Genomic DNA, 20185 nt, shown 5'->3' with positions numbered 1-20185 from the left:
CCGTTGAATCACGCCGCGAAACCACACCGACAGGCGGCGTCCTTGCCGCCTGTCGGTGCTCCCCTCCAGATGATAAGGGAGAATGACTATTTTACAATCAGATCGTTCTTGACGCCCTTCACCCCGCCAACGCCCCGGGCCACCTCGCCGGCCTTGTTGACACTTTGCGCCGAATTGACAAAACCGCTCAACTGAACTTCACCCTTGAAGGTTTCAACGTTGATCTGCATCATTTTCAGGGTCGGTTCGTCAAAAATAGCGGCTTTGACCTTGGTGGTGATGACGGTGTCGTCGACATATTCACCGACACTTGCCTGCTTACGGGTGGAGGCGCAACCGAGGAACGCGGTCATTACGACCAACAGAACCAGACCCTTCATAATCCGACTTAAATTTAACATGTGTTTTCTCCTTGGTGATGGTGAACCCTGCTTGTGGTGCAAAAGCCTTCCCGGCGGGGAACCGCGCCATTCGCTGTTCCTCCTTGGGCAAGACCTTCTCGAAACGACGCCCTGACGAGAGCGTTTGCCGTTATGTGTGCGGCTTGATCAAATCATCTACCCCCGCCGTGGCGGCGATAGTGTCGAAGCGGATTTCCGGCTCCTCGGCGAGCAGACTCATCGCGCCGAGCAGTACGCCGAAATGGACGAACCGCAGATGGGCATCCAGACTCTCCCTGGTTTGCCATTCCTCCTTGAAGAAAATGCGGTTTTCCGACTCGATATCGACATAGCAATTGCAGCCCAGGCAACCTCCTTCAAGCCGGATCGGGCCGAGGATCGCGGTAATGGTTTGCAGAATCTCCTTACGTTTTTCCGGTGGCACCGTCAGCTTGATGGTAGCGTCGATCATGGTCTTCACCTTGAAGCGTAAAGCCTGCATGAAGGCCTCCCCACAGTGTCTAAAAACATCGGGCCGACTCCTTTCATGACGGGGATATGTAAAGGTACCTCGCAACGACCATGCCGGCGGAAATCAGCCGCGACGAAAAGTGTAATGGCTTGATATTGTGAGGGGATAGGGACAGAGACGGGGCCGGACCCAACAAAAACCGTCAGCGGAACCCACCACATTTAACAGAATCGCCGGATTTGACGGAGTCCGGTGAAGGCGATCCGCTGGTTCCTCCGTCCCCGGCTTTGCATCGATGAAATGGAGCGGTACACTGTAGACTAACCCAGGACCGGAATCGGGAGAAGATCATGACCCTTTTACGCAAAAACGCGTTTTTCATAGCCCTGTCGCTCTGTCTGCTGGCCCGGATCGGGATGGCCGCCCCCCCCCCTCCCCTTGCGCCGCAAATACCGCCCGGGGAAGTGACCGTGGAGCGCGAGGCCGCGTTGATCCGGGCCCAGGCCGCCGGGGAGGAGATGGCCCGTCAGGCGGCGCTGGCCGCGCGGGAAATACTCGAAAACGAGCGCAAGGCCGCCGAAGAAGCGGAGTTCGCGCGGTTCGACAAGGATTATCTGAAAAGCGTGGTGGTGATCGAGGGCGACCACATGGTCGGCACGGGGTTCCTGGCTGAATTCAAGGGGAAACGGGTGATTTTTTCCAACGCCCACGTGCTCTTCGGCAATCGGATTTTGCGCTTCCGCACCGTGGCCGGAAAGGAACTCAAGCAGACGCGGATCAACATCTGCCGGGATCGCGACATTGTCGCCTACGAGTTGGAGAATACCGAGGATCTGACCTGGCTGGACATCCACCAGGACATGGGCAACGTCACCAATCAGGAAGCCGTCGTTGTCTTCGGCAACAGCGCCGGCGCCGGGGTAGTCACCACGTTGCGCGGCAAGATGCTCGGTATCGGCCCGGATAAAATCGAAATCGACGCCGCCTTCGTCGAGGGCAACTCGGGCAGCCCGATCATCGCCTACCCCTACAACGCGGTGGTCGGCATGGCCACCTACGCGACGCAAACCCCCGAGGTCGATTGGACCACGCGCAGCACCCGCTTCGTCGAAGTCCGACGCTTTGGCGTGCGCATCGACAATGTCGGCTGGGACGATTTCTTTCCGCTCGACACCGCCGAGTATGAGCGAGCCCTTGAACTGTACGAACAAATCACGGCGTTTACCGAAAAGGAAGTGCTGAAGGCCCAGTGGCAGGGCGATGCCTACCAGGCCACGGCAAACGCGAAAATCAAAGCGGCGGAGCTGCTGCGACAGTACAACGCCACGGCTTCGTGGATGCGCCGGTACGCCGATAACGCCGCCCTCGCGGCCCATGTCTGCGCCCAGATTTTGCAATGAAGCTCCCCACGGGGTGCCGTGGGGAGCCGAGAAAAACCCGGCGCGGTTATAAAACCCGACGCCCCCGAATGATATTGAGCAGCACCACGATTACGGCAATAACCAGCAGGATGTGAATGAACCCACCCATCGTGTAACTGCTCACCAGGCCCAACGCCCACAGCACGATCAGGATTACGGCGACTGTCCACAACATATAATTCTCCTTTCCGGACGGCTTTTTCCCGCAGCCAACGGTTGTCCGCAGTTGTTCCGTCGCTTGGGTTTAACCTTCAATAGGCGGTCGCGCGCCGGGGTTTTCGAACCTGTCCCGACAACGCCACTTTGTCCTGCCTCAACTGTTCTTCCTTCCCATGACCAGCAGCACGATCCCACCAACCAGGGCAATAATCCCGACGATCGGCGGCAGCGGCAGCGTTCTGGTCCGTTCCGCCGTCATCTGCAAGGGACCGAGATCGACAACCTTTTCGCGGGTTGTGTAGGAAATGCCCTGATAGGCAAAGGCGATCACCGCCACGACGATGAGGATGATGCCGAAAGATGTGTATGTTTTCATGGGTGTTCACCTCCCCTCGTAGTTACATGGTGGTCGTTATTGAGTCGGCCGGGGTGTGGATCTCTTGACCTGACCGGCCGTTGCTTTTTACTGAGAACTCGTCCCGAGCGACCGCTGGAGCCTCAACTGGTTCTCATGTTCGTTGATCTTGAAGGCGAGGTAGTCCTTTTTGTCCAGTTCGAACAGCTGCCTCCGGTAACGGTTCGTCAGCTCGTACCATGTGTCGATTCTCCTGCCGAACCGGCTTGCGGCGGGAGAGTGCAAGCTGCTCATGAATGCCTGGATGGCGAAATAGTAGCGGACCGCGTTGCGTTCAACCGCTCCGCGAGACCCGCCGATATAGACGGGTTCACCCTTTCGGTCGGTTCCGGTCACCGTGAACCCGACCTTGCCCGAACCGAGGGTTGAAAAATAGCCCTCGGTTGCAAGGCGCAGGGCGAGCGTGTCGCGATAGCCATAACTTACGTGGACGAAGGTTTTTCCCTCATCAAGGGGCAAGGCCTCGAACCTGATCCGGTGGTCCTTGGTGCCGAAAGGACCGGCGTTGGCAGCAAGGACGATGTCCAGATATCCTGGCCGCCGCGCAGCGTTGCGGAAGTGGTAAATGACCTGGCGCGTATCTTCCGGCGGTTGATAAAATTTTCGCCCCAGATAAAAAGTCAGTAGCCAGGCGCCCGACTCTCCCTGGTAGGTGCAGGCTTTGACGTTGGGATGGAGGGCGGCGATATCGCACCAGTTGGCCGGAACCCTGAGGGCATCGACAACGCTGGCAAAGGGAGCATCGAAGACCCCGTAAACATCCACATCAGATCTGCCGTCTTCCGAAAACGACTCGAGAAAGAGTGGCAGGCCGAAGCTGTTGTTCGCCAATTTGGCTTGGCTCTGGTCGTAAACCTCACGCAGCAGCGCTTCTTCCGGCCGGAGCTTTTCGACAGCGAAGGCGTTCCCGGACACCAAAAGAGACAGCGCTCCGAATAGGAGCAGGAAATTTCTCATCTCACAACCAACGAACAAATAAATTCACGAACCACTCCCTGACCCTGGGAAACAAAGGTCGTTTTTTCCATTCTTCCCATTCAATTTGTCTGGAGTCGGCAAGATCCCTGACAAACATCTCTTCCATTTCAACGGCGAATTCGCGACTCAAGATGACCGCGTTCACCTCGTCATTGCTCAGCAGACTCAAATAATCGAGGTTGGTCGATCCGACCGTCGACCAGACCTGATCAATCACCGCGGTTTTCGCGTGCAACAGGGAGGTGTCGTGTTCGTATATCTTCACCCCCGCATGCAAAAGCTCTGAATAATGTTGTCGTTGTACATATAACGCCAAGCGGGAATCAGTGGCCCCAGGGAGAATAATCTTGACGTCGACCCCGCGTCGCGCCGCATCGGTCAGCGCCTTCAGAATCTGATCGTCGGGAATGAAATAGGAATTCGTCAGATGAATCGAATGCTCCGCAAAGCTGATGGCCGACACATACACGACGAAAGGGATCCGGTTGGTCTCTCCCGGAGTGCTGCTGACCACCCGGACCAAAGCCTCCCCCTTTTCTTTCAGTTCGGGGAAATAGTTCCGGTCGGAAACTCGCGGACCTTTCTGCTTCAGCCAGGTGGCGAAAAAAAGTTTCTGGAATTCCGCCACGGCCGGGCCTTCGATCTGGACATCGGTGTCCCGCCAGTGAATGGGCGCCTCTTCATTTTGTTTTCGATGAAACGGATTACTTGAATAAACCTTGCTGATATTGATGCCCCCGATAATCGCGACCTTGCCGTCAACCAGCAGAATCTTGCGGTGATCCCTCTGGTCAAGTCGCCATTCCCCCCGCGCCTCCATGGGATTGATCGGATTGAACTCGACCACTTGAACGCCGCCGTCGCGCAGGCGCTGAAAAAATGCCGCGGGGGTGTACATGCTGCCGACACTGTCATAAAGAAGATGGACCTGAACCCCTTCCGCTTGCTTCTTCAGCAGAAGGTCGGCGAATTGACGGCCGATTTCATCGTCTTCGATGATATAGCTTTCGAGGTTGATATGGTCTTGGGCCTTCTCCAGCGCTTGAAACATCGCGGCATAGGTCGCCTCGCCATCCGCGAGCAGAGTGACTTTATTTCCCTTCGTCAGCGGGCTTTCGGTGACCGATTCGACCACGACGGTGTGGCGGCCAAGGATGTCCGTCGGTCCAACCGATTGCTGCAGGCGTTCCATGATCGCCTGGCTTTTCCGGGGGGACAACAACCCCTTGGACGATACGATTTGCCGGGGTTGCCGCGCGCTCGGAGTTTCCTCGATATGTTCAGCGACGTTCGGCAAAGTCGCACAGCCACCGGCGATGATGAGCAGGGATGAAAGTAGAAGGAAGAAGCACTGGCGAGGTTTGGCGATGGTCATCTTGTCACACCCCGTTCAGAAAGAACTTTCCAACCGCTTGCCTTATCAAAAAACCAGCCTGGCTCTCCCGTGAGTCTCCCCGATGTGGCTGAAACCGCCGTAGACCAACCCCAGAATGCCGATTACGATCAGCACGATGGCCGCCATCTTCTTTACCGTCATGTTCTAACTTTCACCTGATCCGCCGAGTCAGGATCGGCGCCCCCTGACAAACCCGAGCACCACCACAACAATGGCAATGACCAGCAAGAGGTGAATGAAGCCGCCCATCGAGGCATTGCTTACCAGCCCAAGAACCCATAGAACAACGAGGATTGCCGCAATAGTCCAGAGCATACGCGCCTCCTTTTCCGACGACATTTGCCGACTGCCGGCGATTACCTTACTGTAACAACCGGCAGTCGGCATTCCGTCGCTTTGGGGTTATTCGATGGTCATCAGGTTCTTAACCTCGATCACGCCGTTTACATCTTTGGCGTATTGGGTGGCCAGGTCTTTTTCGGCCACGCTACCGACCTTGCCGCTCAAAGTGACCACGCCGTCCTTGGTCTCGACCTTGGTCTGAAATCCGCTGGTCGAGCGATGATAAAGCAGGGACGTCTTGACCAGCGCGGTGATCGATGCGTCATCGATCTTGTCGCCGGCCGTGCGGCCCTCTTTCTCGGGTTTGGCCACGGTCATCTCATTGTTAACGGTTTTGACCCCTTCGACATCCGCGGCGTATTTCGCGGTCAATTCCTTCTGCGCCTGATTGTTCGCTTCGCCGCGTAGGGTCACGATGCCGTCTTTGACGTCGACCTCGGTCTGAAGCCCACTCACGCTGCTATGGTACAGCAGGGAGGTTTTCACTTTCGTCAGGAGCCATGCATCCGACTTCTCGGTGGGAAGATCTCCTTGGACCTTCAGCTCGTTATCCACACTCTTGACCCCGGGCAGGCTCGCCAGGGTCTCGCCGGCCAAGGTTCGGTGAGAGTCCTCGGTGACCATGCCCGTCATCGTGACGGCGCCATCCTTCGCCTTGATCTTGATGTCATCGTCTTTCAGGTAGGTCTTGAAGACATAAGATTCCTTGGCGGAGGCTTCGATGCGCTCGTCCGTATCGGACGCCTGTACGGGAAGACCGAAGGCCAATAACGCCACGGCGGCCATCCATAGAGATATGCTGCTTTTTGCTTTCATTCGCGGTTCTCCTTGTTCGCTGTTTTCTTCATCATTTGCTCCGAAGGCCACATGCTTCCGGTGCCTGGTCAGGACGTATCGTTGCCACCGCAACCGGTTCGCGGTGAACGACACGCCGTCTTTATTACTCACCCAAAACCTTTTTCACCTCGCCGACTTTCCCCTGAACCTTGCCGGCGATTTTCTCGGCCGTGCCTTCGGCCTCCAGCTTGGGATTATCGGTGAGCTTCCCGGCCACTTCCTTGACCTTGCCTTTCATCTCGTGCAATGCACCTTCCGCCTTGTCCCTGTTGCCCGATTTCATGATGTCCTCCCATCGGTGATCGTGGTTGACTTCGCTCCAGCCAAAGGGTTTGAATCTGACTCTCCCTACCTCGTTGTATTCCATGAGTTCAAACCTTTACGCGCTCAATATTTTCGTTCCATGATGCGTCCATCCTCATCCGAAATGATGACCTCGACCCGCCGGTTACACTGCCGGCCTTCGGCCGTTTCGTTGCCGGCAACGGGGTACTCGACACCATAACCGCGGGTCATGAGCCGGCGGGGATCGATCCCTTGGGCCGCGAGGACATTCCGTACCGCTTCGGCGCGGCGCTCGGAGAGGCGCTGATTGTATTCCACGGACCCGGTACTGTCGGTAAAGCCTTCGATCAATACATTACGCGTCGGGTATTCAGCCAAAAACGCGGCGAGTTTGTCGATGGTGTAACGCGCGCCCGAGCGGAGTTCGCTTTTGTTGGTGTCGAAGAGAACGTCCCCCAGGGTTATCACCAGACCCCGTTCCGATTGGGTAGCCTGCAACTCGGCAATCTGGGCTTGCAGTTTCTTCATTTGGGCTTCGGCCGCCAGCGCCTCGGCTTTGGCCTTTTCCGCTTCGGCGGTCATCGCTCCGGCTTGCAGACGGGCGGCTTCAGCCCGCTCACCGGCAATCACGGCTTCCCTTTTTTGCGCTTCAGCCAATCGCACCGCCTGATCCGCCTCCAGGGTCCGGGCCTTCAGGAGAACCGTGCTCCGTTCCGCGCTGGCCGCATCCACCGCCTGCTCCGCCAATTTCACGTTGGCGGCTTCCCGGGCGATGGCGCTACGTTGCTTAGCCAGATAGGCGAAGTGTTCCACTTCCGGAGCCTCGGCTCCCTCTTTCAGCGATTTTTCCGCCTTTTCCAGATCGACTTTCGCTTTTTGCAGTTCGAGTGGGGCATTCTTTTGCACATCGGGGTCGGCCTGGGCCGCGGCAAAGGCCGATCGGGCTTGTTCAAGCATGGCATTTTCCCGGACAGCCGGGCTGCAACCAAACAACAGCCCGCCAACAACGGACACCCCAAGCAGAAGCATCAAGGGCAACGAAAATATCTTCATGGTGTTCTCCTTTACGAAAAATAACGGCAATGACTTAGGGATTGGTCTTGCGTTTCATCTCTTCCCGCAAGACGTTGATGCTTTCCTTCAATTCTTCCACAACCTTTTGCGCCTTGGCGGACCGCGCCTTGGCCTCCGCCAGATTGGCATCGACCATGGCCTCGTCGGCGAGTCGTTTGGCCTTGAGGTTTTCTTCCTTGTCCATGGCGACTTTGGCCTGGCTCAGTTTGTCCCGCGCCGCTTTAAGTTCCACCGGGGCGAACTCCACGGCCCCCGAACTTTCCGCTTGGGCAATCGATTGGGTAGCCAGGGTGACCTGCTTCGCCGGGGCAGGCGTCTGAACGGCACAGCCGGACAGAGCAACCATGAACAACGTGACCAGACACGCATTCAGCATCATCCAGATTTTCATACTCATTTCCTTTTCTCCGGTTTTAATTGCGTTTGGATTTTTCCACAGGATGTGTCTTCCGCGACATAAGCTACCGTTCGTGTAGCCTGTTCAATCGCAATGAACGTGCCGCCGGGAAGTTGCGGATTTCAGAAGTGCAACGTGCTGATTATAAAGGGGAAGGAGGAACGAGAGCGGAAGGGGTGCGGGGAAAGCCGTCAGCGACAGCCGCCATACTTGGCATAACCGTCGGATATGGCGGGAGGTGTTGCGAGGCGATGTTTTTTTGCGTCTTAGGTGAGCCTCTTGCAAAAGTGTTGGCCTGGCGACAACAAGCTTCCGCCAAGGGTTGATTCCACCTTATTTTTGTAAAAGCAACCAACAGAGAGCGTCCTGCGAAGCCATTTTCCCCGACTTCGAGCGGACTGCTCCCTTATTGACCCTTTTCTTGGTCTTTGGCAATCAGCAACCAGTGACTTTGAGTAACTGATCGGCAAACAGGGCAATGATGCCGAACATCAGATGCATCATCACCTTGTCGGCTCCGCGAACCTGAACACAGCGGCCACCGAATTCGTCCTTGAAACGGCCATTGCACCGCTCGGCTACCGTCCGTTCATTGTAACGAACCGCTTCATGCGGGGCCATCGGAACGATCTCGTGGCCGCGAGGGTTTCGATCGATAATCGGAACATGCCCAAGCTCTCTGCTCTGTTCCCAGATCTGAGCTGCGTCGTAGGCTGCATCCATCAAGTCGTAACAGGAGGTGACCTTGCTGCTGGTCAGTTTCATCAACGGAATCGCCACTTGGCTGTCATGCACCGAAGCGGACGTCAATACCGCACTTAAGGGGAGGCCACAGTCGCTTACATCCAAATGCAGCTTGAATCCGTTCCAGGTCTCCGTATACCCCTTGGCGTTTTTCTTGACGCCACGATCGCAGACCTTGGGCAGTTTGGCGATGGCCTCCTGCGCCGTTTGGGTGCGTTGAACATCAAGCCGCTTCGGCTCGGCAGGCGGCCGGTTCTCTCCTTTTGTCGGCCGTCCCTTTTTCTTGGCAACCTTGGGAGCCTTGATCTTCTTCGTGGGTTTCTCCCGTCCGGTGATGGCCGTCGAGTCCCGGCTGACGTGGCCAATCAGTTCCGTGCTGAGATGTTCCCTCACCAAAGCATCGTGAATCACGGTCCCCAAGCTGGCCTTAGCATATTCGGCAAAGGCCCGGGAAAAGGTCGCTTCCGAAGGAACATCCTGTCTCTTGCTGAACCCGCAGATCATCCGCAGATTCGGGGTGCTCAGCAGGGCGTGGCGCAAAGAACTGGTGTGCTGATAGCGCAGAGCGGACTTAGCAATAAACGCTCTGGCAAGAGCTTCCCGCTCTTTCAACCGCCGTCCTAGCCATTGTCGCTTGGCACTGACCGGCACATACTTTTCAATTTGGACCAGCTCAAGGATCTTGACCAAATGCTTCTCCGGTTCTGTCATTGGACCGGGCAAGCATTCATCAAGATAAGGGAACAAACTTTGCTGTACTGTTCCCATCAACCATGATATTTTTTCCTTGAGCTTCATGGGCATCTCCTGATTATTATTTGGCGTCGTAACCTAATAATATCAGACTGTTGCCCCTGAAGCTCAACTTTTTTGTCGTCTAGTTATCTGTATTCAAAAAACTGCATAAGCTTTTGCAAGAGGCTCAGGTGGTTGCCATGGATATGTAAAGGGGCTTTCTGTGTCTGATCGACTCCCACGCGCCTTCAACGGGCATCTGTGTCCTCCGCGGACGTCGAAGGCGTTAAGAGATTCTCCCCGGGGGTCCAAGACCCGCGCGCCTGTTCCTTGATTTCTCCGGCTTCGCTTTGCAGTCCGGCTTCCGCCTTGGTCGCGACGGTTTCGGGCTCGGCGGTCGGTTTCGTCAAGGGCGGTTCCACAGCCCCTTCGCTTTCTATCATGTATACCGGCACCCCCTGCGGGAAGATGAGTTCGCGGGCCTCGTCCGGCAGCGAAATTCCCGCATCCTGGAAGGCCCGCTTAACCAGCCGAATGACGGACGATTTCACTTTCACCCAACTGTGTCGTCCGCCATCGAGCCAGAAATAAACCCGTAAGTTTACCGTGGACGGCCCAAGGTTTTCCACGAGCACCAGGGGTTCGGGCTCCTGCAAAATGGCCGGATGTTCAGCGAGCACCTTCAAAGCGACTTCCTGGGCAAAAGGGATGGCATCGTCGTAGCCGATCCCCACGATGAAATCATCGCGGCGATTGGGATTGCTGGTGAAGTTGCGAATCGTGCTTTTGAAGATGGTCGAATTGGGGACTTGCACTTGATTGCCGTCGAGTGTCATCAGAACCGTCGTGCGCGAGGTCAGTCGCTGAACGTACCCCGTGACGTTTGCCACTTCGACCAGATCGCCCTCACGAAACGGTTGCTGCAGGCTCAGAAAGAGACTGGCGAGAAAATTCTCGGTGATGTCGCGGAAGGCGATGCCCAGCACCAAACCAATCAGTCCTGTGCCGCCCACCACCGTCAGCGCAAGTTGCGTGAGCCCGGCGATGCGGAGCACCAGGTAGAGGCCGGCAAGCATGACGAGCATTCCACCAGCCCGAGCCAGTACTTCGCGCAAAAGCTGGCTGAGGGCTTGAGCCTGAAGCCAGCGACGCAGCAGGCGCACCGTCAACTTGGCGAAGATCCATGAAAGGACGCTGACCACCACCGCGACAACCATCAGGGGCAGCAATCGAACGAAGTTGCGTGCTAGATCATTCAGTACCTGAAAGGTTGGATCGAAATCCCAAACCGTGGTGGGGGCCACCTCGATTTGATTGACGACGGCAACCACGCCCTCCGTATTCCTCGCCAAATCTCCGGCCCATTTCTTCGATTCATCATTTTCCGTCGTTCCTTTCAGGAAAACGATGCCTTCCTGGACACTGACCTCGGGCTCGCCAAACCAACTTGTCGTTTGAAGAATATCCGCGATTCGTTGCCTGATCTCGTCATCCTTGGCGACGGGTTGGACTTCGACCTTACCGGGGGACTCAGGTTTGCCGTCAGGTGCTTTCGCAGCCACCGGGGAATCGTCGATACCAGCCAGCGGTTGGGCCGCGACGAAGGTGAACGTAAAGACGGCGCAGCACAGCAACGTGGCGCAGAGGAGTCGGGTCGGGCGCGACCAGCCAAGGCCCCAGGTTCGAACCACATTACCCCGATGCCGAGGAGTTGCGCCGCAGTAGGTGTCGTCCATCAGTGCTCACTCCTTAAGAAGTAGACCATTCCGGTACCCCCTGCCCTGTTTACGATAAATCGCCTTCCCTGGTTTCCTCGCCGATCCGGAACTGCCCGGCATGAGAGGTCAGAACATCTTAGCCACGAAAGCGTGTTTATTTTTCAAATTTACCAGAGGTGTCGTAAAAACACATTCGACTTGAACCAGATTTCTTGGCTTTATCCATAGCCCGAGCCGCAGCTTCCAGCTGAAAGATCCCCCTTTGCGAGCAGCCTTAGCCCAAAACCACCTCGACCTGATGGTCCCGGCGGTCATCCACCAGCGGAATCGCCGCGCCCTCGATGACCACCTCATCCAGGGTGATACGCTGCCCTGTCGCCGCCGGTTCACCGACGTTCCTGATGGTGAGATGGTAAATCGTCTCACGATAACGGTAGCGGACTTTGTACGCCGGCCAATAGGCCGGGATACAGGGGGCGATACGCAACTGGTCCACCTCCAACTGCAGTCCGAGCAGGGTCTCCACGGTCAGCCGGTACATCCAGCCCGCCGCCCCGGTGTACCAGGTCCAGCCGCCCCGGCCGGTGTGAGGAGAAACCGCGTAAATGTCGGCGCACATGACGTAGGGCTCGACCTGGTAGCGCTCGATTCCCTGCGGCTCGCTGCCGTGATTGACGGGGTTGAGCATGGCGTACAATTCCCAGGCGCGTTCCCGCTCACCCAGCAGGGCAAAGGCCATCGTCGCCCAGATCGCGGCATGGGTGTATTGCCCGCCGTTTTCGCGCACGCCGGGCACATAGCCCTTGATATAGCCCGGTTCAAGATCGGACTGATCGAAGGGGGGCGTGAGCAGTTGAATGAGCTGCGCATCCCGTCGCACCAAGTGCTGGTCAAGGGCAGCCATCGCCTGACGGGTGTGGTCGGGGTCGCCGCCCTGGGAAATGACCGACCAGCTCTGGCTGATCGAATCGATCCGGCATTCGTCGTTGACGGCGGAACCGAGCGGGGTGCCGTCATCGAACCAGGCCCGCCGATACCAGGCGCCATCCCAGGCATGCGCCTCGATGTTGCTGCGCAGCCGCGCCGCCTGCTCGGTGCAGAGGCCGGCAAAAGCGGCGTCATCGTGTCCCCGCGCGAGATTGGCAAAGAGTTGCAGGTTTTCGTAGAGGAACCACGCCAACCAAACGCTCTCCCCCTTGCCCTCGCGGCCGACCAGATTCATACCGTCATTCCAGTCGCCGCAGCCCATCAGCGGTAATTGATGCTCGCCAAAGCGTAAGCCGTGGTTGATGGAGCGCACGCAATGTTCGTAGAGGCCGGCCGTTTCACTCGAACGTTGCGGCTGGTCGTAGTAGGCCTCCTCCTCCGGACCCAGCAGACGCCCTTCGAGAAACGGGACCGCTTCGTCGAGGACGCCGGTATCGCCGGTCGCCAGCACATAGCGGCAGGTGGCATAGGGGAGCCACAGATAGTCGTCCGAAAAATGGGTGCGCACCCCTTGTCCGCCCGGCGGATGCCACCAGTGCTGCACGTCACCCTGCGGGAACTGTCGCTAAGCGCAGCGGAGCAACTGCTCGCGGGCCAGCCAGGGGGTGGTATGGAGCAGCGCCATGGTGTCCTGCAACTGATCGCGAAACCCGTAGGCGCCGCCGGACTGGTAATAGCCGCTGCGCGCCCAGAGCCGACAAGAGATGGTCTGATAAACCAGCCAGCCGTTGGCAAGCACATCCAGCGCCGGGTCGGGCGTCTCGACCTGCACCGCGCCCAGAGTGTGGTTCCAGTGGTCCCACACCGCCTCCAGGGCCAGCCGGGCGCCAGCTGTGCCGCCGAATTGCTCGATCAGATGCTGCGCCTGTTCGTCCTGACCGGTCGCGCCAAAGATGAACACGATTTCGCGCTCTTGCCCTTCGGCCAGTTCGATCCGGGTTTGCACCGCGGCACAGGGATCAAGGCCCGCGCCGGTCCGGTTCGACAAGCGCTTGCGGCCCATCGCCGCCGGACTGGTCAGCGAACCGTTGCGGCCGATAAATTCGCAGCGGTTGCCGCTCACCCTGCGCTCCGGCTCGCTGACCTGCACAAAAACGACCCGGTTGGCGCACTCGCGGCCATAGGCGTTGCGGGCCAGCAGCGCCCCGCTGTGCGGATCCGTTTCGGTCACGATGTGCATCAGATTGGCGTGTCGCCATTCACCGAGCACCAGCTCCCAATATCCGGTCAACGACAGGCTTCGCGGGCGCCGCGACTGGTTGTGCAGTTTGATGACCACAAACTTCACCGGCGCATCCATGGCGACGTAGGTGAACAGTTCCGAGGCGATGCCGGCCTCGAAATGTTCGAAGGCGCTGTAGCCGAAGCCGTGCCGGCAGACATAGCCGCTTCGTCCACGGGCGGGGAGGGGCGTCGGCGACCAGAAGGCCCCCGTATCTTCGTCGCGAATATAGAGGGCTTCGCCGCTGCTGTCGCTTAAAGGGTCGTTGTGCCAGGTGCTCAGCCGGAACTCGTGGGCATTGTCCACCCAGGTGTAGGCGCTGCCGCTCTCGCTGACCACGGTGCCGATATGCGGGCTGGCGATGACATTGGCCCAAGGCGCCGGGGTGCTCTGACCCGGTTCGAGGGTGACGACGTATTCGCGCCCATCGGGGGTGAAGCCCCCGAGGCCGTTGCAGAAAATACGCTCTCGCGGCAACAGGGGCTGGACCTGCTCCGGCGCCGACTGCTGCACGGGCTCCAGACGGTCCGACAACCGCTCCGGCGCGATCCGGCGTTCCACCGGACCGACCAGGGTTGTGGCAATGTCTTTGTACACCACCCGGGCGACCGTCTGCAGCAACACCCGCTCATCCTCGGAAAGCTCTTCGGCGCGCCGCACGAAGACCCCGCCCGACTGGTTCAGCATCTGCGCTTCGGGACCCGCGTTGATCAACCCCATGATCTGGTCTTGCAACTCCGCCCGATAGCCTGAAAAATCTTCGTTGACGATCATCAGGTCGGCAGCCAGGCCCTTCATCCGCCAATAGGCGTGGGCTTGCAGCACCTGCTTGACCAAGTCGATCCGGCTCAGGTCGCCGATATTGAGCAGGACGATCGGCAGGTCGCCGGAGATGGCAAAACGCCACAACCCCGACTGGCCCAGCTGATTGCGGGCAATGACGCTCGGCGCGGCGCGGCGCAGGGCATTGCTGAAGACGACCGAAGTCGCCAGGCGTCCATAGAGTTGGGCCTCGGCTTCGGTGATCCCTAGGTGGCGCAGCACCTCCTGACTTTGGAACCAGGCCATTTCAAAGGCGCGCTCAACGAAGTGCCGATCACAATATTTCTCCAGCAACGCCAAGGCGCCATCACGGGTGTCCGCGACCCCGGAGATGATCTGCACGACCGCTGTTTCGTCCGGTGACAGGGTCAGGGTGCGACGGATCGCCACAATCGGATCGAGCACCGGACCCGCCGTATTCGATAGCCGCGAACGGCGATCACGGCGGTCGACGGCCAGCGGGTTGGCCACGGTTCGTCCGCGGCCGATGAATTTGGCACGATCCGTCTCGTAAGAGGGCTCGTCACTCACCGCACCCGGCGCGGCCAGCAGGTGAAACATCCATGGCACCTGCTCTCCCGGCGTGCGGACGCGGCGCGTACAGAGGATCGCCTGCCGTTCGGGCAAAATTTCGGTTTGCACGAACAGATTGCTGAAGCTGCGATGGGCCAAATCGGCATTGAGCGGGGCCAACACCACCTCGGCGTAACTGGTCAGCTCGATATCGCGGGGCCGGGACGACTGGTTGGTGAGGGTGACCCGGCGGATTTCCACATCGTCCTCGGGGGAGACGCTGATCTCGGTGTGGGCATCGATCCCCTGGTCGCGCCGCCGATATTCGGCCCGCCCCTGGACGAAGATCGCCTCATAGTGCTCGGCCTTGCGCCGGGTCGGTTGATAGGCGCTGGACCAATAGCGCCCCGAGGCGCAGTCACGCAGGTAAATAAAGGAGCCCCAGCCATCACAAGTGGCATCCTCACGCCAACGGGTGACGGCCAGGTCGCGCCAGCGACTGTAGCCACCGCCGGCATGGGTCGCCATGACGTGGTAGCTGCCGTTGGATAAAAGATGAATTTCCGGGGCCGGAGTATTCAGGTCGGTAAAGACGCGCATGATCCCGCCGGCCTCTTCGACCGGATGCGCGGCGGCGCTCACTTCGGCCGCGTGGGGATAGACCGTCGCCACCTTCTTCGGCACCCGTTCCTGCAGCAACAACTCGGTCGCCTTTAACATGGGATCGGACATGAAGCGGCGCTGCATCGGCTGACCCAGCAGGACATGGGCAAAGGCCAGCAGGCTCATCCCCTGATGATGGGCCATGAAGGCGCGCACAATGACGTGCTGTTTGCCACGCGGCACCCGCGACGGGGTGTAATCGATCGCCTCAAAAAACCCAAAGCTGCCCTGGAACCCCTGGCTGGCCAGCGTTTGCAGGTTGCGACAAGCGGCTTGCGGCAAGACCGTCAGCGCCAGGGCACTGGCATAAGGAGCAATGACCAAATCCTCGCCCAGCCCGCGCTTGAAACCGAGCCCGGGCACGCCAAAGGCCCGATATTGATAAATCTGGTGCATATCGGTGAGGTTATAGCACGATTCGGAAATGCCCCAGGGGACGGCCCGTTGCCGGCCGTATTCGATCTGGCGCGACACGGCGGCTTTGCAGGTCTGCTCCAGCAAGGTATTGGGGTAACTCGGCATGATCAGCTGGGGCATGAGGTACTCGAACATCGAACCGCTCCAGGAAATCAGACTGACGTCGCCACCATGACTGGTCAGCAGACGACCGAGGGAAAACCAATGTTTCTGGGGAACCTGCCCCTCGGCGATGAGGAGAAAACTGGCCAGGCGCGCTTCGGAGGCCAGCAGATCGTAACAGGCCGGATCGCGGCGGCGCTCCCCGACGTCGTAACCGATGCAGAGCAGGCCCCGGGAGGTGTTGTAAAGAAAGTCGAATTCCATCGCCGCCAGTTTCCCGCAACGCCGCACCAGATCGTCGATGGTTTTGAGCCTCTTGACTGCGGCCGGCGACCGCGTACCCGTGCCGGCCGGGCCGCCGGTCGCCAGTTCCGAGAGCTTCGGGATGGCGGCAAAGGTCCGCGACTCAGGCAGCAACGAACGCAGCTCGTCGCGCAGGGCGAGGGCTTGCCGGTCGAAGGCCCGCGCCCAGAAGGTGAGTTCGCCATCGATATCCACATCCGCCGGCAACCAAGTCGGCAGCTCCCTCCCCAGGCGGTGAATCTCATCCAGTAAACGCTCGGCGGCGGCCAGTGTCTGGAGCGGCCCGTTAAAGGTGCCGGTGGAAAGTTTGTTTTGGAGCACGCGGATCTTTTCCGCCAGGTCCGGGACGGGCACCGCGGGCAGATGCTCAGCAAGCACCTCCAGGGTGTCCCTCAAACCCGCAAAGGCCTGGCTGGAGAGGACCGGCTGGTCTTTTAATTCGGCCAGTCCCGCCTGCAGGGTGAGCAGGCTGCCGGCGAGATTGCCGCTGTCCACCGAAGAGATGTATTGCGGGCGCAACGGCTCGAGGGTGCGCGTGTCGTACCAGTTGTAAAAATGGCCGCGATAGCGCTCCAGCTTTTCCATGGTCGCCAGGGTGTTTTCCGTCAAGCGCAGGCATTCTCCAGCGGTGATGAAGCCAAAATCGCAAGCGGTCAGGTTGGCCAGCAGCGCCATACCGATGTTGGTGGGCGAAGTCCGCCGGGCGATGATCGGTGCCGGATATTCCTGGACATTGTCGGGGGGCAGCCAGTTGTCCTCGGGACCGACGAAGTCCGCGAAATAGCGCCATGTTCGCCGCGCCGAGGCGCGCAGGAAGGTCCGCTCCGCCGCCGTCAGATCGGGCGCCGGCGCCGGCAGCGGTCGGCTGATCCACCAGCCGACCAGGGGTGAGACCAGCCACAGCAACAACAGCGGCGCAGCGAAGAGCCCTTGCGCCGGGGGCAGCAGCCAGGCCAGCGCCGTCCCCAGCAGCACCGCCAGGAACGGACCGATCCACATTTCCAGAGCAAAATCGGCCGCCGTGCGGCGCCCGTTGCGGCGGGCATAGGACGGCAGTTGCCAGAGCAGCAAACCGCGACGGGTAAAGAGCATCCGCAGCGCCGAACGACGGATTGCATCCAGAGCGATCAGCGCATCGTAGGGGAGCAGGATCAAGGTCAGCAAAGCCAGCAGCAGCGGACGTCCTGCCGATCTGCCGGTCAGATTCAGATGCAGCAGCCAGGCACGGTCCTGGGGCTTGCGGAGCAGTTCGATGCCGGTGGAGAGCAGGGTCGGCAAGCAGACCACCGTCACCACCAGCAGGGACCAGAACCACGTCGGCCCCGGACCCAGTAGCCAGCCCGCGGCCAGCAACGCCAGCAGCGACGGCGGCACCAGGCTGCGGCGCAGGTTGTCGAACAACTTCCACACGGACAGGGCGCTTAAGGGGTTGGGTTGCCGCCGCCCCTTCCCGCCATTGGGTCCGCTCGGTCCGGGGACGCGCGGCAGCAGCCAGCCGGCCAGTTGCCAGTCGCCGCGGATCCAGCGGTGGCGCCGACTGGCCTCCATGGCGTAACTGGCGGGATGCTCTTCAATCAGGTCGACATCGGTCACCAGCGCCGACCGTGCATAGCCGCCTTCCAGCAGGTCGTGACTGAGAATGAGATTCTCCGGAAAACGCCCATCGACGGCCTGCCGAAAGGCGTCCACATCGTAGATGCCCTTGCCGATGAATGACCCCTCGCCGAAAATATCCTGATAGACATCCGACACCTCGCGGGTGTAGGGATCGATGCCCGCCTCGCCCACGAACAGCTTGGTGAACCGCGACTGGCCGGCACTGGTCAGGCTGATCGAAGCACGCGGCTGCAGAATCGCATAGCCTTCGACAATGCGTCCTTTACCGTCTTCATAAATCGGTCGATTGAGGGGATGGGCCAGGTTACCGACCAGGGTGCGGGCCGCATCGCGCGGCAGCTGGGTGTCGGTATCGAGGGTGATGACGTAGCGGATCGACGCGAGAATGGAGGGATCGCCGACGATCTCCGAGAAGGCATCAAGCGCCTCGCCCCGTAGCCGGGCATTGAACTGTTCCAGCTTGCCGCGCTTGCGTTCATAGCCCATCCACACCCGTTCCACCGCATTCCACCGTCGCGGCCGGTGGAACAGGTAGAAGATGCCCGGGCGATCTTCCTGGTAGGTCGCATTGAGCGCCTCAACCGCGCCCCGTGCGTAAGCGAGCAAAGCCTCGTCTTCCGGCAGCGTTTGCGCCGAGGCATCGTGAAAATCGGTCAACAGGGCAAAAAACAGATTGGCATCGCGATTACCGAGATAGCGGATCTCTAGGGCCTCGAGCAGATCGTCGACGTCCTGCAAACGGGCCAACAGGGTGGGCACGATTACCATGGTGCGATGGTTGTCCGGGATCCCTTCTGAAAAATCGAGACGTGGTAATGCGCGCGGCGGCAGGGCGAGGGTCACCAGCAGATTTACCAGCGCGCTGGCCAGGGCCGAAACCCCGATGAGAAGGGGCAGCGCCAGCAGCCAGATCCGCCAGTCCCCCGGATCGAATCCAACCACGGCGAACGCCCCTGCGGTCGACAGCAGACTGAGCATCAAAATGGGGCCGAGATAGAGGAGGAGACGCCGCTGCCGACTGGCTCGGCCGATCCGGCATTTCCACGACAACCGGCAGCCGATGGTGCGCTCCAGAAGCGGCCGTCCCAGATCGATGAGGTAGTAGCCGACATGGGCGGTGCGGTCGCTGCTGCCCGACTGCTGGGCGACCGTCCGCGCCAAGTCGATAGCGGCCCGGGTCACCTCCAGCTCACTACAGGTACTGCCTCGCGCCAGGTCTTCGATGGCATGCCGGTAGCGATCCCGGGTGGCGAAATCCTGGGCGGCGTACAACCCCGACGGATCGTCAGCCAATGCCTGTTCGACGACACTGAGCGACTCGACGAACTCCCGCCAATCCATGGCATCGATGAAACGCAGGCTGCTGATGCTGTTGGCGATCGAGATCTGGTTGGCGGCGGCGGTGCGGCTGGCGACCGCCGACAACTGGGTGGCCGTCACCCCCTGTTCGAGCAGTTTCTGCTCGACCCAGGTTTGAACGAAGGCCATCGCCGGCCCCTGGGCCTGGAGCCGGGAGTAAAATTCCTCAACGAAGGGCGCGGTCAGCGGCACGTCGGCATTGGCAAACTCGGCCAGCAACTGGATCAACTGCTTCGGGTTTCGCTCGGCCGCCGCGAGCATGCGATCGGCCCAGGCGACGGCAGCGTCGAGATCCTCCCGCCGATGGGCAATCCGCAGCCCGACACGGCTCAGATTTTCCAACAACGCCAGTTGCAGCATGATCGGAAAAGCCCACAATTCCCCGAGCTTTAACGGCATGGCCTGCTGGTAAGCAACAAGGAACTGGGTGGTGTTGTCGTTATCGATTCGGCCATCCGTGTGCGAGATCAACTGCAAGGCGATGTCGTAGATACGCGGGAACCCGGCGGACGGATCATCCGCCAAGCACGGCAACTTCCGGCTGTAACCCCGGGGCAGATGTCGACGCGCCAGCCCGATCTGTTGTTCGATAAGATAAAAGTTGTCGAGCAACCAGGCTTCCGCCGGCACGATTCGATGCCCCGGGGTGGCGGCGGTCACAATATCATACGCCGCCATCAGAACACGGGCATTGTCGGCCAGACGCGGCAGCAAACGGTCCGGTCCCGGGGACGGAGCGAGGTGATGCCGGCTCGCCAGCGTCAGGCCATGCCGTTTGAGTTGCTCAAGGCTGAACAGCTCCGTTCGCAGCAACTCCGTTTCCCGGT

The 20185-nt window shown here is 59.6% G+C and carries 14 protein-coding genes and 1 pseudogene; 1 reads left to right on the top strand and 14 read right to left on the bottom strand.

All coding sequences use genetic code 11. From position 1 onward, the window contains the following. Nucleotides 1-86 precede the first annotated feature (86 nt). Nucleotides 87-401 carry a BON domain-containing protein gene (locus RBR25_RS07310; protein WP_432818889.1) on the bottom strand — a complete coding sequence of 105 codons (315 nt, stop codon included), beginning with the start codon at nt 399-401 and terminating at the stop codon, nt 87-89. A 130-nt stretch (nt 402-531) separates the two neighbouring features. Continuing rightward, nucleotides 532-882: a putative quinol monooxygenase gene (locus RBR25_RS07305; protein WP_432818888.1), complete on the bottom strand. Its 351-nt coding sequence runs from the start codon at nt 880-882 to the stop codon at nt 532-534. Between the two features lie 320 nt (nt 883-1202). Here RBR25_RS07305 and RBR25_RS07300 point away from each other — a divergent pair, with 320 nt between their 5' ends. Further along, complete coding sequence (locus RBR25_RS07300) at nt 1203-2252, top strand: S1 family peptidase (RefSeq protein WP_432818887.1); 1050 nt, start codon at nt 1203-1205, stop codon at nt 2250-2252. Between the two features lie 46 nt (nt 2253-2298). On the opposite strand, the gene RBR25_RS07295 is transcribed toward RBR25_RS07300, so the two are convergent. The 12 genes and pseudogenes from RBR25_RS07295 to RBR25_RS07240 all read right to left on the bottom strand — a co-directional run bounded on the left by RBR25_RS07295 (nt 2299) and on the right by RBR25_RS07240 (nt 20171). Beyond that, nucleotides 2299-2448, bottom strand: coding sequence for a lmo0937 family membrane protein (locus RBR25_RS07295; protein ID WP_432818886.1), 150 nt, complete (start codon nt 2446-2448; stop codon nt 2299-2301). Nucleotides 2449-2586: 138 nt separating this feature from the next. Then, nucleotides 2587-2808 carry a DUF3185 domain-containing protein gene (locus tag RBR25_RS07290; protein WP_432818885.1) on the bottom strand — a complete coding sequence of 74 codons (222 nt, stop codon included), beginning with the start codon at nt 2806-2808 and terminating at the stop codon, nt 2587-2589. Between the two features lie 87 nt (nt 2809-2895). Continuing rightward, entirely contained in the window at nt 2896-3804 is a 909-nt protein-coding gene (locus RBR25_RS07285; RefSeq protein WP_432818884.1) for a hypothetical protein, read from the bottom strand. Between the two features lies 1 nt (nt 3805). Further along, on the bottom strand, nt 3806-5200 hold the full coding sequence (gene cls / locus RBR25_RS07280; protein WP_432818883.1) for a cardiolipin synthase: 1395 nt from the start codon (nt 5198-5200) through the stop codon (nt 3806-3808). A 189-nt stretch (nt 5201-5389) separates the two neighbouring features. Continuing rightward, nucleotides 5390-5536 carry a lmo0937 family membrane protein gene (locus RBR25_RS07275; RefSeq protein ID WP_432818882.1) on the bottom strand — a complete coding sequence of 49 codons (147 nt, stop codon included), beginning with the start codon at nt 5534-5536 and terminating at the stop codon, nt 5390-5392. Between the two features lie 87 nt (nt 5537-5623). Beyond that, nucleotides 5624-6511 (bottom strand): BON domain-containing protein, encoded by an 888-nt coding sequence (locus tag RBR25_RS07270; protein WP_432818881.1) that lies wholly within the window; start codon nt 6509-6511, stop codon nt 5624-5626. Then, nucleotides 6504-6683 (bottom strand): CsbD family protein, encoded by a 180-nt coding sequence (locus tag RBR25_RS07265; protein ID WP_432818880.1) that lies wholly within the window; start codon nt 6681-6683, stop codon nt 6504-6506. The genes RBR25_RS07270 and RBR25_RS07265 overlap by 8 nt, the downstream gene beginning before the upstream one ends. 104 nt (nt 6684-6787) lie before the next feature. After that, nucleotides 6788-7738 (bottom strand): OmpA family protein, encoded by a 951-nt coding sequence (locus tag RBR25_RS07260; RefSeq protein WP_432818879.1) that lies wholly within the window; start codon nt 7736-7738, stop codon nt 6788-6790. A 34-nt stretch (nt 7739-7772) separates the two neighbouring features. Beyond that, nucleotides 7773-8150 carry a DUF4398 domain-containing protein gene (locus tag RBR25_RS07255; protein WP_432818878.1) on the bottom strand — a complete coding sequence of 126 codons (378 nt, stop codon included), beginning with the start codon at nt 8148-8150 and terminating at the stop codon, nt 7773-7775. Between the two features lie 441 nt (nt 8151-8591). Beyond that, on the bottom strand, nt 8592-9698 hold the full coding sequence (locus RBR25_RS07250) for a transposase (protein ID WP_432818877.1): 1107 nt from the start codon (nt 9696-9698) through the stop codon (nt 8592-8594). Between the two features lie 185 nt (nt 9699-9883). Continuing rightward, on the bottom strand, nt 9884-11371 hold the full coding sequence (locus tag RBR25_RS07245; RefSeq protein WP_432818876.1) for a mechanosensitive ion channel domain-containing protein: 1488 nt from the start codon (nt 11369-11371) through the stop codon (nt 9884-9886). Between the two features lie 256 nt (nt 11372-11627). After that, nucleotides 11628-20171, bottom strand: a pseudogene (locus tag RBR25_RS07240) (GH36-type glycosyl hydrolase domain-containing protein). Between the last annotated feature and the right edge of the window lie 14 nt (nt 20172-20185).

The sequence above is a fragment of the Trichloromonas sp. genome (assembly GCF_034006665.1).
Lineage (GTDB): Bacteria > Desulfobacterota > Desulfuromonadia > Desulfuromonadales > Trichloromonadaceae > Trichloromonas.
Note: the sequence above shows the minus strand (reverse complement) of the source record. Positions and strands in the feature narration are given on the sequence as shown.

What these genes read in the sequence shown, in the direction of transcription:
- RBR25_RS07255 (WP_432818878.1), bottom strand. Translation starts at nt 8,150, where the DNA reads ATGAAAATCTGGATGATGCTGAATGCGTGTCTGGTCACGTTGTTCATG.
- RBR25_RS07310 (WP_432818889.1), bottom strand. Translation starts at nt 401, where the DNA reads ATGTTAAATTTAAGTCGGATTATGAAGGGTCTGGTTCTGTTGGTCGTA.
- cls (WP_432818883.1), bottom strand. Translation starts at nt 5,200, where the DNA reads ATGACCATCGCCAAACCTCGCCAGTGCTTCTTCCTTCTACTTTCATCC.
- RBR25_RS07300 (WP_432818887.1), top strand. Translation starts at nt 1,203, where the DNA reads ATGACCCTTTTACGCAAAAACGCGTTTTTCATAGCCCTGTCGCTCTGT.
- RBR25_RS07260 (WP_432818879.1), bottom strand. Translation starts at nt 7,738, where the DNA reads ATGAAGATATTTTCGTTGCCCTTGATGCTTCTGCTTGGGGTGTCCGTT.
- RBR25_RS07245 (WP_432818876.1), bottom strand. Translation starts at nt 11,371, where the DNA reads ATGGACGACACCTACTGCGGCGCAACTCCTCGGCATCGGGGTAATGTG.
- RBR25_RS07290 (WP_432818885.1), bottom strand. Translation starts at nt 2,808, where the DNA reads ATGAAAACATACACATCTTTCGGCATCATCCTCATCGTCGTGGCGGTG.
- RBR25_RS07305 (WP_432818888.1), bottom strand. Translation starts at nt 882, where the DNA reads ATGCAGGCTTTACGCTTCAAGGTGAAGACCATGATCGACGCTACCATC.
- RBR25_RS07295 (WP_432818886.1), bottom strand. Translation starts at nt 2,448, where the DNA reads ATGTTGTGGACAGTCGCCGTAATCCTGATCGTGCTGTGGGCGTTGGGC.
- RBR25_RS07250 (WP_432818877.1), bottom strand. Translation starts at nt 9,698, where the DNA reads ATGAAGCTCAAGGAAAAAATATCATGGTTGATGGGAACAGTACAGCAA.
- RBR25_RS07285 (WP_432818884.1), bottom strand. Translation starts at nt 3,804, where the DNA reads ATGAGAAATTTCCTGCTCCTATTCGGAGCGCTGTCTCTTTTGGTGTCC.
- RBR25_RS07265 (WP_432818880.1), bottom strand. Translation starts at nt 6,683, where the DNA reads ATGAAATCGGGCAACAGGGACAAGGCGGAAGGTGCATTGCACGAGATG.
- RBR25_RS07275 (WP_432818882.1), bottom strand. Translation starts at nt 5,536, where the DNA reads ATGCTCTGGACTATTGCGGCAATCCTCGTTGTTCTATGGGTTCTTGGG.